This window comes from Pararhizobium antarcticum (assembly GCF_001885585.1).
In the GTDB taxonomy this organism is placed as follows: Bacteria; Pseudomonadota; Alphaproteobacteria; order Rhizobiales; family Rhizobiaceae; genus Pararhizobium; species Pararhizobium antarcticum.
This window is the reverse complement of the sequence record NZ_LSRP01000099.1, coordinates 1-12,669: the sequence shown is the minus strand read 5'-3', so window position 1 is coordinate 12,669 and position 12,669 is coordinate 1. Positions and strand designations below refer to the sequence as shown.

At 61.1% G+C, this 12,669-nt stretch carries 11 protein-coding genes; 5 read left to right on the top strand and 6 right to left on the bottom strand.

Going from position 1 to position 12,669, the window contains the following annotated elements:
• Positions 1-38: 38 nt before the first annotated feature.
• From dhaL to AX760_RS17055, 5 genes are all read right to left on the bottom strand, one after another.
• Positions 39-1,784, bottom strand: a complete 1,746-nt coding sequence (gene dhaL, locus AX760_RS17075; RefSeq protein ID WP_210187275.1) for a dihydroxyacetone kinase subunit DhaL — start codon at positions 1,782-1,784, stop codon at positions 39-41.
• 98 nt (positions 1,785-1,882) lie between these two features.
• Complete coding sequence (locus tag AX760_RS17070) at positions 1,883-2,707, bottom strand: sugar phosphate isomerase/epimerase family protein (protein ID WP_071834193.1); 825 nt, start codon at positions 2,705-2,707, stop codon at positions 1,883-1,885.
• A 58-nt stretch (positions 2,708-2,765) separates the two neighbouring features.
• Positions 2,766-3,524 (bottom strand): SDR family NAD(P)-dependent oxidoreductase, encoded by a 759-nt coding sequence (locus AX760_RS17065; RefSeq protein ID WP_083531219.1) that lies wholly within the window; start codon positions 3,522-3,524, stop codon positions 2,766-2,768.
• 78 nt (positions 3,525-3,602) lie between these two features.
• Positions 3,603-4,649, bottom strand: coding sequence for a transketolase family protein (locus AX760_RS17060; RefSeq protein WP_071834224.1), 1,047 nt, complete (start codon positions 4,647-4,649; stop codon positions 3,603-3,605).
• Positions 4,650-4,677: 28 nt separating this feature from the next.
• Positions 4,678-5,532 carry a transketolase gene (locus tag AX760_RS17055; protein WP_071834192.1) on the bottom strand — a complete coding sequence of 285 codons (855 nt, stop codon included), beginning with the start codon at positions 5,530-5,532 and terminating at the stop codon, positions 4,678-4,680.
• A 308-nt stretch (positions 5,533-5,840) separates the two neighbouring features.
• Between AX760_RS17055 and AX760_RS17050 the strand changes: the two genes are divergently transcribed.
• From AX760_RS17050 to AX760_RS17030, 5 genes are all read left to right on the top strand, one after another.
• On the top strand, positions 5,841-6,818 hold the full coding sequence (locus tag AX760_RS17050; RefSeq protein WP_071834191.1) for a TRAP transporter substrate-binding protein: 978 nt from the start codon (positions 5,841-5,843) through the stop codon (positions 6,816-6,818).
• Positions 6,819-6,820: 2 nt separating this feature from the next.
• Complete coding sequence (locus AX760_RS17045) at positions 6,821-7,384, top strand: TRAP transporter small permease (RefSeq protein WP_245295047.1); 564 nt, start codon at positions 6,821-6,823, stop codon at positions 7,382-7,384.
• Positions 7,381-8,640, top strand: coding sequence for a TRAP transporter large permease (locus tag AX760_RS17040; protein WP_071834189.1), 1,260 nt, complete (start codon positions 7,381-7,383; stop codon positions 8,638-8,640). Before AX760_RS17045 ends, AX760_RS17040 begins: the two co-directional genes overlap by 4 nt.
• 8 nt (positions 8,641-8,648) lie before the next feature.
• The gene (locus AX760_RS17035; protein ID WP_071834188.1) at positions 8,649-9,536 is read left to right on the top strand and encodes an NAD(P)-dependent oxidoreductase; all 888 of its coding nucleotides are present in this window, start codon (positions 8,649-8,651) and stop codon (positions 9,534-9,536) included.
• 88 nt (positions 9,537-9,624) lie between these two features.
• Positions 9,625-10,599: a LysR substrate-binding domain-containing protein gene (locus AX760_RS17030; RefSeq protein ID WP_071834223.1), complete on the top strand. Its 975-nt coding sequence runs from the start codon at positions 9,625-9,627 to the stop codon at positions 10,597-10,599.
• 194 nt (positions 10,600-10,793) lie between these two features.
• Here the strand turns inward: AX760_RS17030 and AX760_RS17025 are convergent, their stop codons facing one another.
• Positions 10,794-12,536 (bottom strand): methyl-accepting chemotaxis protein, encoded by a 1,743-nt coding sequence (locus AX760_RS17025; protein WP_071834187.1) that lies wholly within the window; start codon positions 12,534-12,536, stop codon positions 10,794-10,796.
• Positions 12,537-12,669 lie beyond the last annotated feature (133 nt).

The window sequence follows — 12,669 nt, the reverse complement described above, 5'->3', positions numbered from 1 at the left end:
CTGATCCCGACGAGAAAAGGATCGCGCCCTTCTCCGGACTATTCAAGGCCCAGCAAGGCCTCATGCATTGCGCGGAGCGTGAGATAGGCCGAGGCGGCGCCGGGGTCTATATGGCCAATCGACCGCAGCCCAAGTTTCGCCGAGCGGCCGCGACGGCTCTCGATACCGGCTGTGTCGTCCATTCCTGTCTTCGCGGCATCGCATGCGGCCTGCAACACGGCACGTTCATCGCCGCCCGCCTGTGCCGCTATCGCAGCGGCTTCCGCAGCCGGTGCCCAGGCGTCGATCATCGTCTTGTCTCCGGGCTTCGCGCCGCCACGGGCAAGAATGCCGTTGTTCATCCCGGCAATCCAGGCGGCGAGAGCTGCAGAATCAAGGTTCAGGCGGGTGTTGACAGCTGCTGCAGCAGAACGAAAAGCGCCGGCGTAAAGCGGCCCCGAAGACGCGCCCACGGCCGTCAGAAAGGCCTGTGCCATCTGTTCGCAGGTCTGGGCAATCACCGCATCCCGCGGCTGCGCGTCCAGAACATGCCCGACCGCCGTCCAGCCGATATCCATGGTCACGCCATGATCACCGTCGCCGATGACGCCGTCGAGCTGAGACAACCAGTCTTTTTGCGCACGGATTGCGACCGAGACCGCCCGCATCATGGCAAGGAACGCAGGCGGCGTAATGCGCCCGCCGGTGGCCAATGTGGCGCGATCCAAAACGACGACATCCTTGATGGCCCTCGTCTTTCGGACGCTGCGCTGCGCATCCACCGGGCGCTCAGCTGCAGCACCCACCGTCAGGGCCGGCGTGCGGCAGGGATGGTCGAGGAGCCGCGTCAGCGCGTCGTCGAGCTTCAACAACGTCACCGACGCGCCGGCCATTTCCAGCGACGTTGCATATTCGCCCACCCAGTTGGCGTGGATGTGGATGCTCCTTTGATCGAGGATCTGCTTCACGCGCCGGAAGACAAGAAAGAGTTCCAGCTGTGTCGTGGCCCCCAGCCCGTTGACGAGCACCGCCACGCGATCGCCATCGTTGAGACCGAGTTCCCGCAGGATGGGTTCCATCAGAACATCCGTCACGGCATCGGCAGGCGCCAGAGGCTCGCGGCGCATGCCCGGTTCGCCATGAAGACCCATGCCGATTTCCATGTCTGCAGCGCCGATCTCGAAATTCGGCGTGCCGGTCTGCGGCAAAGAGCAGGCTCCGAGCGCCACGCCCATGGAACGGCATCTGTCATTGGCAAGACGGGCCAGTTCTTCGACGCGCTGCAGCGGCTCGCCAAGATCGGCGGCGGCCCCGGCGCATTTGAAGACGAAGAAATCGCCGGCAACGCCACGGCGTTCGTGCCGACGCTCAAACGGTGCGGATGCGACGTCGTCGGCGACGGCAATCTGGCGCACCGGCGTCCCTTCGGCCTCCAATTCCTCCGCCGCCATCGTGAAGTTGAGCACATCGCCGGTGTAGTTGCCGTAGAGAAAGACCACGCCTGCCCCGCCATCGGCGGCCCGGCCCGCATCCAGAATCTGCTCCGGTGAAGGGGACGCAAAGACATTGCCAACCGCTGCGGCGTCGGCCAGTCCCTGGCCAACATATCCTGCAAAGGCGGGTTCGTGTCCGGAACCGCCGCCAATGACAATGCCGACCTTGCCATCGCGCGGGCCCTGTTGCGCAACGACCGCACGGCCGGTGCTTCCTTCCACGCACAGCATGTCGGGATAGGCGGCGATCAGACCCTCGATAAATTCGGGGATGATATTTTCGGGTGCGTTGATCAGTTTCTTGGTCTTGATGCTCATGGTCCGGTACGATCCTTCTGGACATTCGACGGTAGCGCCACCGCAGCGACGTCCGGTTGTCGTGGATTTCGAAACAGTTCTGGGCTTGCGTTTCAGTCGGCGGTGGTCGAGGGAACCAACCGCTTGGCGGCCGCAACCGTGCGATCCAGCCATGCATGCTCCAGCCGGCGCGTCGCCGCCATGTCATCGGTTTGCGGCAGCCAGTGTTCCAGAATGCAGCTCATATCGTCGGGGCAATGCGACAGGCAGGCGAGGATCTCCTCGATCTCCGCCCGCCCCTCGCCCAGCGGCGTGCCATGGATTCGGAAACCGACGCCATAGGGGTCGGGGGTGATCTGATAGTCCTTCAGGTGAAGGTTGATCGTGTAGGGGGCCAGCATCCTGACCGTGGTCATCGGCCATTCCCCGGCGCAGATGGAGTTTGCGACATCAAGGCAGACGCCGAGCGCCTCATCGGAAACCGCATCCAGCAGTTCCACCATACGGGTCGACGGGTAGTTGAAATGGTTCTCTATGGCAAAGCGAAGGCCGGCTCGCTTGCCATCCGGCAGGAGTTCGCGGATCTCAGCGGCAAGTTCGGCCACCGGAATGAGCGCATCCTCGGCATCCAGCGCCACGCGCAAGATCTTCGAGCCGATCCGCTCGCCGATCGGGATGTAACGCGCCAGCTCCTTCGCATCAAAGGACTGGATTCCCAGTTCGAGCGTCATGTCGTAGCTGTCAGCGCGCTGTTTCAGCGCGATATGCTCGTCCGGCGTCAGGCGGTCGAGCGGCAGGTTGTCAGCATATTGCACCAGGCCAAGGCCGTGCCCATGCGCGATGTCCAGAACCTCCATTGCCGTCATCGGCTTTTCCGGCTGCAGGTCCTTGATGCCGATAGACCAGCGGAAAGCATAGCTGCCAAGTCCGATTTTCATACGTTTCTCCCGAGAACTGCAACGACGGCCCGGCCTTGAAACCGGGCCGTCATCTTCATCAATGGATCAGCGAGCCGCCGTTGACATCGACTTCCGAGCCGGTGACGTAGGACGACAGGTCCGAGGCAAGGAACAGGGCGCAACCGGCCACATCGTCCGCGGTTCCGGCGCGCGCCATCGGGATGCCGGCCTCGATTTCCACGAGCTTTTCCGGCGTCAGCATGCCGGCGGTGATGTCGGTGGCGATGAAGCCGGGGCAAATAGCGTTGACCCGCACGTTGACGGGCGCGAGTTCGCGGGCCATCGCCTTGGTCAGGCCGAGAACACCGGCCTTGGCTGCCGAATAATGCGGACCACCGAAGATGCCACCGCCGCGTTGTGCCGAAACCGACGACATGTTGACGATCTTGCCCTGTTGGCGCTCGCGCATGTGCGGGATGACGGCCTGGCTGCAATAAAGCGTACCGCGCAGGTTCACGTCCAGAACCGCGTCGTAATTTTCCGGGGCGATATCCATGATTTTCAGCGGCTGGGTGATGCCGGCATTGTTGACGAGAATGTCGATCTGACCCCACTTGGCGATCAGTGCGGCCATGACCGTGCGGGCTGCTTCGAGGTCGGTGACGTTGCAAGCCATGCCGACATGCTGCGGGCCGAGATCGGCAGCGGCGGCCTTCGCGGCGGCCTCGTCCAGATCGAGGATCGCGACGGTGGCACCATGTGCGGCAAACAGCCTGGCCGTTGCCTTGCCGAGACCACGCTTAGACGCTGCACCGGTGATGACTGCAAATTTGCCCTCGAGCAGAGCTATACCCATTGTTTCTTCTCCCTTTGGTCAGATCGCACCGGCGCAATCACGCGCAGTGCAAGAATGTGATTGGAATTCAGGAATTCTTCAAAGCCAGCCGCGGATCTGGCGGATCATCGCGGCTGTCGAAATGCCGTAGCGCTCATGCAGGCTCGGCAAGGCCCCGGCATCCAGGAACTGGTCGGGCAGGCCGATCATCCGGAAGGTCGGCGTCACGCCATTGACGAGCAACGTGCCGGCGACAGCCTCGCCAAGACCGCCGACCCGCGTGTGGTTTTCAGCGGTCACCACAAGTCTTCCGCCCTTGCCGGCTTCCGATAGGATCGTGGCCGTATCGAGCGGCTTGATCGTCGGGCAGTGCAGCACGCCGATGGACAGGCCGTCCTTTTCCATCTCCACGGCCGCGTCCAGCGCCCGCATGGTCATGAATCCCGAGGAAATCACCAGCGCATCCGTGCCGTCGCGCAGGAGCTTGGCCTTGCCGATCTCGAACTTGTAATCGGGGCAGTGTTTGTGAATGACGGACGGCACCTTGCCGCGCAGCAGGCGCATATAGACAGGACCGTCATGTGCTGCCATCGCCGGGACGGCTTCCGCAACGTCGATCGCGTCGCAGGGGTCGATGATCGTCAGGTTCGGAAGCCCGCGAAAGATCGCCAGATCTTCCGTTGCCTGGTGGCTTGGACCATATCCGGTGGTCAGGCCCGGCAAGGCGCAGACGATCTTGACCGGAAGATTTTCCTCGGCGATCGCCATGGCGATGAAATCATAGGCACGGCGCGAGGCAAAGACCGCATAGGTGGTGGCGAACGGCAGGAAACCCTCGCGTGCGAGGCCGGCCGCAGCCGAAAACATCACCTGCTCGGCCATGCCCATCTGGTAGAATCGCTCCGGAAAGGCTTCGGCAAAGATGTGCAGGTCAGTATATTTTGCAAGATCCGCCGTCAGTCCGACGATCTTGTCGTTGCGCTTTGCCTCGGCAACCAGCGCATGACCGAACGGCGCGGAAACCGTCTCGTAGCCTTCCGCCGCCAAGGACGCGATCATCGCAGAGGTCCGCACGGCCTCGCCGCTCTTCGGCGGGGTCCGGGGCTGCCATTTGCGGTGCGGATCGTAATTGCGGTTCGTGCTCATGCTTTTTCCCTCCTCATTCCAGCCGGCCTCATTCCGGCCGGTTCGCATCCAGCACGGCCAGTGCCTTTTGCCATTCATCGGCCTCCACCCGCACGAAATGCGCCATTTCGCGCGCCTCGAGAAAGGGCACGCCCTTGCACATCAGCGTATCGCAGATGATGGCGCGGGGTTTTGCGTCCGTGACCGCACGCGCTGCATCGAACGCAGCCACGAGCGCCGCCATGTCGTTGCCATCGACCCTCTGTGTGTGCCAGCCGAAGGCGCTCCATTTGGCAGCAAGCGGTTCGGCACAGAGCATTTCGGTCGACTTGCCGTCGGCCTGCTGGTCGTTAAAATCGATGATGCAGATCAGGTTGTCGAGCTTATGATGGGCCGCCGACATGGCCGCTTCCCAGGTCGAGCCCTCGCCGAGTTCGCCATCGGACATCAGATTGTAGACGAAGGCCGGGTTTTTCTTGGCTTTCAGGCCCAGCGCCATGCCGACGCCGATACCGAGCCCCTGCCCCAACGAGCCGCCTGTAATTTCCATGCCGGGCGTGTATGCGGCCATGCCGGACATCGGCAGGCGGCTATCGTCCGTACCATAGGTCTCGAGCTCCTGCTCCGGGAGGATTCCCGCCTCGATCAGGGCGGCATAAAGTGCGATCGCGTAGTGACCGATCGACAGAAGGAACCGGTCGCGGCCTTCCCATTCGGGGTCTTCGCGGCGATAGGTCATGGCGTGAAAATACGAGACAGCGAGCACGTCAGCGACGCCGAGCGCCTGGCCGACATAGCCCTGGCCCTGAACTTCGCCCATGCGAACCGCCTTGCGCCGGATTTCCCAGGCACGGCGCGCAAGACTCATGTTCGACAGGTCTGTCGCTTGAATTTGGCTGGTCATGTTTCCTCCCATGCGGCGGCGGCGCAAACCAATCGCCCCCACAGCAATTTCTGGACTTAACTTGCCATCCCCGGCAATTAAGAAAAACGAACGAGTTGTTAAGTAGAACTTACGTGACTGGACCGAGGAGATCAGACAGGCTCAGGTCAGGTTGAGCGGGGAGGACGCTCGCTGTGTGCAATGCGCCGCCTGGGAGGGTTTCGGTCGATGCTCTTTCCAGGATATGCCGGGCAACCGGCAAGGCCCGTTTGCCGCAGGAGAATTCTCGCAGACCGGATGATAGATGATGTTCTCAGGGAGGAGACACAATGAATATTCGCCAGATCGTTGCGGCTGCCGTGTTGTCGCTTTGCGCCAGCCAGGCGAGCGCGCAGGAATTCCAGCTTTCGCATAATGCCGCTGCCGGTAATCCCAAGGACGTGGCATCGCAGAAATTCGCCGAGCTCGTTGAACAGAAGACGGATGGCCGCCTGAAAGTGTCCGTCGGCGGCAGCGCCCAGTTTGGCGACGATGCTGAGACCATCACCAATATGCGTCTCGGTACGATCGCTTTTTCGGCAAACTCCCAGGGAACAACCTCGGCAGTCGCGCCTGAAATCGCGCTTCTCGGCCTTCCATTCCTGTTTCAGGATCTGAAGCAGGCCGAAACGGTCATGGACGGCCCGGTGGGCGACAAGATTGCCGCCGCCGCCGAAACGCAGGGGCTTGTCGTTCTGTCCTGGTGGAACAACGGCATCCGCCAGACATCCAACTCCAAGAAGGCGATTGTCTCGCCGGCGGATCTGGCTGGCATGAAGATCCGCACGCCACCGGATCCGATGACCGTGGACATCTTCACGGCTCTGGGTGCCTCGCCAACGCCGATGGCCTTTTCCGAGCTCTACATCGCTCTGCAACAGGGCGTGGTCGACGGCCAGGAGAACCCGCTGATCAACATCTTCTCGTCGAAGCTGCATGAAGTTCAGCCCTTTATCTCCATGACGAACCACAAGTATGAATCGACGCCGTTTCTAGCCTCGAAGATCGTCTTTGATACGCTGTCGCCGGAAGATCAGCAGATCGTCCGCGATGCGGCCAAGGAAGCGGGTGAACTGAACCGCCAGATGGTGCGTGAGCAGACGGACAAGCTGCGTGGCGAAATCGAAGCGACAGGTGTCAAGATCAACGACGTCGATCCCGCCCCCTTTGTCGCGGCAACCCAGTCTGTCTACGAAAAATGGCACGTGCAATATCCGGAACTGGTTGACGAACTGGTGGCCGCCGCCAAGGCAGCAGCAGGCAAATGACGATGACGGATCCTGTCCGCAACGACAATGCCAAGGCGGGTTCTCCCGCCTTGCGCATTGCAAACGGCATCGGCTTCGTGCTCGACCGCGTGGCCATGGTGATCGCCATCAGCGCGGTCATCGCGATCTTCATCGCCCTGATGCTCGAGGTTACCATCCGATACATGACACAGGCGGGCCTCGGCTGGCCGAACGAGGTGCCAAACCTTCTGTTTCCCTGGCTCATCATGGGCGGCATCGTCCTCGGCGCACAACGCGGCTCGCATATTGCTGCAGAAGCGATCCGGGGCTTCCTGTCGACCGAACAGCTGCGCATGCTGCTGAGCTTCATTCATCTTCTGGTGGCGGTCTCCTTCGCCTATCTCGCCTTTCTTTCGCTTCAGGTCATCCAGATCACCCGGACGCAGGTTTTTCCAATGACGGGGCTCGGCCAGGCATGGGCCTACAGTTCGCTGCTCTTCGGTTTCGGCGGCATTGCGCTCGCGTCGCTCGTCAATCTTGTGCGGGTCGTCTTTACCGATGATCCAAGGACCCTTCATCAGCCTGAACCGGAGCACACGCTATGACCGCGATCATGACCGGCATTTTCGCCGTCCTGCTGGCGATCTCCACGCCCGTCGGCTACGCCTTGATCATCGCTGCCGGCGCCGCCATTCTCTGGCAGGGCGGCACGCCCACGGTGCTGGCCGTCGTCAAGCTTTTCCAGCCGACCCAGAGCTTTCCGCTGCTGGCCATTCCCTTCTTCATCCTGTCGGGATCGCTGATGATGTCGGGTACGCTCGGCCAGAAACTCGTGCAGTTTGCAGCCAGGCTCGTCGGCCGTTTTCATGGTGGCATGGGACAGGTCACCGTTGTCGGCTCCACCATCTTCGGCGGCGTATCCGGCTCGGCTGTAGCCGAAGCCTCCGCGCTCGGCTCGATGCTCATTCCCTGGCAGAAACGGGAAGGCTATCCGCCGGCCTTTGCGGCTGCCGTCACGGCATCATCATCCACCATTGCCGGCCTCATTCCGCCGTCCATTCCGTTGATCCTGTATTCGACGGTCGCCAATGCCTCGATCGCCAAGCTGTTTTCCGCTGCCGTGCTCCCGGGCCTGATGCTCGCCTTCGGCATGATGCTGGTCTGCTATTTTTCCGGACGGCTGCGCAACTTTCCGCGCCTGACGGTGGACAAGCAACTGACGTCCTTCGGCAAGTCCGTGCTGCTGGCCTTGCCGGCCCTCGCCATGCCGTTCTTCATCGTCCTGCTTTTGCGCGCCGGTATCGCGACGCCAACCGAAGTCAGCGTCATTGCCGTCTTCTATGCGCTGGTCGTCAGCCTGGCGATCTACCGTGACCTTACCTGGCAGCGCATTTACCAGGCGCTGGTCAGCACGGTCACCACGACCGGCGTCGTGATGCTGGTGATCGCAGCCTCCAGTCTTGTCGGCCATGTCCTGATCACCGAGCGGGTGCCGACGATCGTCGCGCAATGGGCCCAGCACACCCTGGTCAATGCCGTGCTGATTATTCTGATGATGAACATCATCATGCTGGTCATCGGCATGTTCCTTGATCTTCCCGCGGCCATCCTTTTGCTTGGCCCCACTTTCGTCGCCATCGGCCAGTCGATCGGCATGGATCCGATCCAGCTTGGCGTGATGATCTGCATCAACCTGTCCATCGGCCTGTTTACGCCGCCAATCGGAACGACCCTGTTCATCGGCGCTGTGATTGCCAGGGTGCCGATCGGCGACGTGGTCCGCGAGCTGTGGCCTTTCTACGGGGTGGCGATCGCAGTGCTCGCGCTGATATCCTACGTCCCAGCGCTCACCTTCTACTGAGGCATGCCATGACAGAGCAGAAAATCGTCGCATTCGTTGGTCTGGGTTCCATGGGACTTCCCATGGCTCAGAACCTTGTGAAGGCAGGCCATGCCGTCCGCGGTTTCGACATGCGCGCGGAGGCAATGGATGTGCTGGCAAAGGCTGGCGGCGACCACGTCGAGACGCTGGCGCAGGCCTGTGCCGGTGCTGATATCCTGGTGCTCATGGTGGTCAACGCCCAGCAGGCCCGTTCGGTGTTGCTTCAGGCCGGTGCGCTCGCCGAACTTCCAGAAGGCGCGCATATCTGCCTCATGGCCACCTGCCCGCCCGATGACGTGGTGCAGCTTGCAGCCGAAATCGAAGGTTCCGGCAAGGTTCTGGTCGATTGCCCGGTCTCCGGCGGCGTGGTCGGTGCAGAGGCCGGCACATTGACGATCATGGTCGGCGCACCGGACATCGCCTACCACGCCGTTGCGCCGGTGCTGCGTGCCATGGGCGACAAGCTCTATCATTGCGGACCCCGGCAAGGTCAGGGTGCCATGGTCAAGGCCATCAATCAGCTTCTCTGCGGTGTGCACCTTGCTGTTGCCGGCGAGGCGATGGCGCTCGGTGAAAAGGCCGGCGTCGACACGCAAGTCCTGCTGGAAATCCTCTCCGGGTCGGCTGCCTCCAGCTGGATGCTGAGGGATCGCGGACCGCGCATGCTGATGGAGGCGCCGCCGGTCACCAGCGCCGTCGATATTTTCGTCAAGGACCTCGGGATAGCACTTGCCGCAGGGCGGTCCGCCGCGATGGCATTGCCGCTGGCTGCTGCTGCCCATCAAATGTTCCTGGCTGAAAGCGGCAGCGGTAACGGGCTCGGAGACGACAGCCAGGTGGTTGCCGCCTATCGCCGGCTGAACGGAATCGCTTGACAGCCTGGACGGGCGAGCCGAAGAGACAAGGGCTCGTGCGATCGTTTTTCCGGCAACGATCGTCCGAAGCTCCGACGTGGAGGCCGGCTTGCCGATCAATCCCAATCTGAATTCCCTCGCCTATTTCGAAGCCGTGGCCCGGACCGGCCGCGTTACTCTGGCTGCAGCCGAACTGGGTGTATCCATGGCAGCCGTCAGCCAGCAATTGAAACAGCTGGAAGAACAGTGGGGCGTGCGGCTGTTCAAGCGCAACGACCGGCGACTGACCCTGACGATCGATGGTGAAATGCTGTTTCAGGCAACATCGACAGCGTTCCGCATGATCCGCGGCGCCCGCTCTGCGGTTTTGCGCCAGCATAACAGCCGACAACTGAATATACGCTCGAGCCCGAGCTTTGCAGTGCGCTGGCTGACGCCCCGCCTGAAGGGCTTTCTCGATGCCAATCCGGACTGGGGCGTCCGTGTGGACGCAACCCCGGAATTCTCCAATTTCGAAACGGAGATCGTCGATCTCGATCTGCGTTATGGATCCGGCGCATGGGATCAGCTTCACACGGAATGTATCATCAACGATTTCGTCCTGCCCATGTGCAGTCCTGGTTATCGCGACAGGCTGTATGCCCTCAGTGACGACCCGGCCGAGCAATTGTCCAGGGCGCGGCTGATCCATTCCGTCAAGGCGCTTTATCAATGGGATGTCTGGCTTCTGGTCCACGGCATAGACCCTCCGACCGAACAGGCCCCGCTTCGTTTCGACCGCTCCTCGATGGCGATCCAGCTCGCCCGCGATGGTGCCGGCGTAGTGCTGGATTCTGCAACACTGGCGCAGGAGGATCTGGAGCGCGGCACGCTCGTTCCCCTGTCGACCGCCTTCGATGTCGTCGAGTTCCCCGCCTACTGGATCGTCTGCCCGGCGCGCCACACCAACCGACGCCCCGTGCGCCTGTTTACAGACTGGATCCGCGAGGAGGTCACGACATTCGACCGCTCGGCACGATCGCTGCTCGAAAGCCTGGACTGCAGGCTGCGCCCTGCCCGTGAGGAGGAGCCCGGCCTACCCTAGACCCCTCGCCCCTAGACCGTCGACGATGCGGCTGCCTGCCCGTGCAGGCAACCTCGAACCGGATCAAAAGAAAACCATCCGCGAATCTCGCGGATGGTCTTTGTTAGGATCCATGAACTCTCGGTCGCGAAAGCGAAGGCCTTGGATTTCAGTTCATCGGCATCAATGCTGATCGGCACCTCGGGGTTGAGATCTCAAAACTCCTCCCAGCTATCGCCACCTTTGAGTGCGGCGTTGCCATTGAACGCATTGGCAACCTTGGCCGTCATCTGCCGCGCTGGCGACGCCACCGGCCGCGAGTTATGGCTGGCTGCAACTGGTGCCGCACGATGGGTCGGCCCGCCCATTCCAATGTTGAACTGTCCAAGAAGATCGAACAATTGCTCTGCTTCGCGGGCGAGACCGTGGGCAGCGGCCGTCGTCTCCTCGACCATGGCGGCATTCTGCTGCGTACCCTGATCCATGGTATTCACGGCCGTGTTGATTTCCTTGAGGCCGGTTGACTGCTCCTTGGACGATTCGACGATCGCGCTGACATTTCCATCAACCTGGACAACCTGTGTCACGATCTCCTGCAGGGCTTTTCCCGTATTGCCCACCAAGGCAACACCGCTTTTCACATGTTCATTCGATGCCCTGATCAAGTCCTTGATCTCTTTGGCGGCCTTGGCCGAGCGCTGCGCAAGTTCGCGCACTTCCTGGGCAACAACGGCAAAGCCCTTGCCAGCATCGCCAGCCCGCGCGGCTTCGACACCGGCGTTCAGGGCAAGAAGGTTGGTCTGGAATGCGATCTCGTCGATGACGCCGATAATGCTGGCGATTTCGCCTGCCGACTTCTCGATCTTGCCCATGGCCTCGACCGCTTCGCCTACGACCTTGCCGGAGTGTTCGGCATTTTCCTTGGTCTTGCGGACCAGTTGACCGGCCTCCTGTGCACGATTGCTGGAGTCGGCGACGGTGGTGGTGATTTCTTCCAGCGCCGCTGCAGTTTCTTCCACCGATGCGGCCTGCTGCTCGGTGCGTTTCGCAAGATCATTCGAGGCCGACTGGATCTGCTGCGATGAAGCGGCAATGGCGCCGGCGTTCTGCGAGATCGTCTGCAACGTACCGCGCAACTTCTCTGAAGCAGCGTTAAAATCGACACGGAGTTTTTCAAGTGTCGGAATGAACGGCGTAGTCACCGTCTGCGTCAGGTCGCCTTCGGACAAGGCGTTCAGAGCACCGGCAAGCTGCTCAACATTGCCGACCCGGGCGGTAACGTCGCTTGCGAACTTCACGATTTTGAAAACCTTGCCGTTCATGTCGAAGATCGGATTGTAGGAAGCCTGGATATAGGCTTTTTTTCCACCCTTGCCGATACGCATGAATTCGCCGGACACAAATTCACCACTGGCAAGATTAGGCCAAAACCGGCGATATTCCTCGCTGTTGGCGTAGGCCGGCTCGCAGAACATCGAGTGGTGCTTGCCCTGAACCTCTGACAGTTGATAACCCAACGTGTTCAGAAAATTTTCGTTGGCAGTCAGGATATCGCCCTTGGGGGTGAACTCGATAACGGCCTGGGCACGGGAAATGGCGTCGAGTTTGCCACCCTCTTCGGCGGCCTTCAATTTCTGTGCCGTAATGTCAGTTGCGAACTTCACGACCTTGTAGGCCTTGCCACCTCGGAAAACCGGATTATAGGAGGCCTCGATCCAGACTTCACGACCGTCCTTGGTGATACGCTTATATTGGCGACGATCGAACTCGCCACGCGCAAGCCTGGCCCAGAACTCCCGGTAGTCAGCGCTCGCAGCTTCTGTGGGATCCACAAAAATCCGATGGTGTTGACCGGCGATCTCCGACAGCGGATAGCCCAGCGCACGACAGAAGTTCTCATTCGCGGTAATGATCGTGCCATCAAGCTTGAACTCGATGATGGCCTGAGATTTGCTCATGGCGTTTAGGGCGCGTCCCCATAAACGGGGTTCATCTTCGGCATTCGATGTGATTCAATCTCCTTGAAAGGAGATTGCGATGCGCCGTCACGAATTGAGCGATGAAGAATGGGCTGTGCTTGAACCGCTTCTT

Bases quoted from the DNA above. Each gene is read 5' to 3' on its own strand.
- AX760_RS17050 (WP_071834191.1), top strand. From the start codon at position 5,841: ATGAATATTCGCCAGATCGTTGCGGCTGCCGTGTTGTCGCTTTGCGCC.
- AX760_RS17040 (WP_071834189.1), top strand. From the start codon at position 7,381: ATGACCGCGATCATGACCGGCATTTTCGCCGTCCTGCTGGCGATCTCC.
- AX760_RS17035 (WP_071834188.1), top strand. From the start codon at position 8,649: ATGACAGAGCAGAAAATCGTCGCATTCGTTGGTCTGGGTTCCATGGGA.
- AX760_RS17025 (WP_071834187.1), bottom strand. From the start codon at position 12,536: ATGAGCAAATCTCAGGCCATCATCGAGTTCAAGCTTGATGGCACGATC.
- AX760_RS17045 (WP_245295047.1), top strand. From the start codon at position 6,821: ATGACGGATCCTGTCCGCAACGACAATGCCAAGGCGGGTTCTCCCGCC.
- AX760_RS17060 (WP_071834224.1), bottom strand. From the start codon at position 4,649: ATGAGCACGAACCGCAATTACGATCCGCACCGCAAATGGCAGCCCCGG.
- AX760_RS17065 (WP_083531219.1), bottom strand. From the start codon at position 3,524: ATGGGTATAGCTCTGCTCGAGGGCAAATTTGCAGTCATCACCGGTGCA.
- AX760_RS17055 (WP_071834192.1), bottom strand. From the start codon at position 5,532: ATGACCAGCCAAATTCAAGCGACAGACCTGTCGAACATGAGTCTTGCG.
- AX760_RS17070 (WP_071834193.1), bottom strand. From the start codon at position 2,707: ATGAAAATCGGACTTGGCAGCTATGCTTTCCGCTGGTCTATCGGCATC.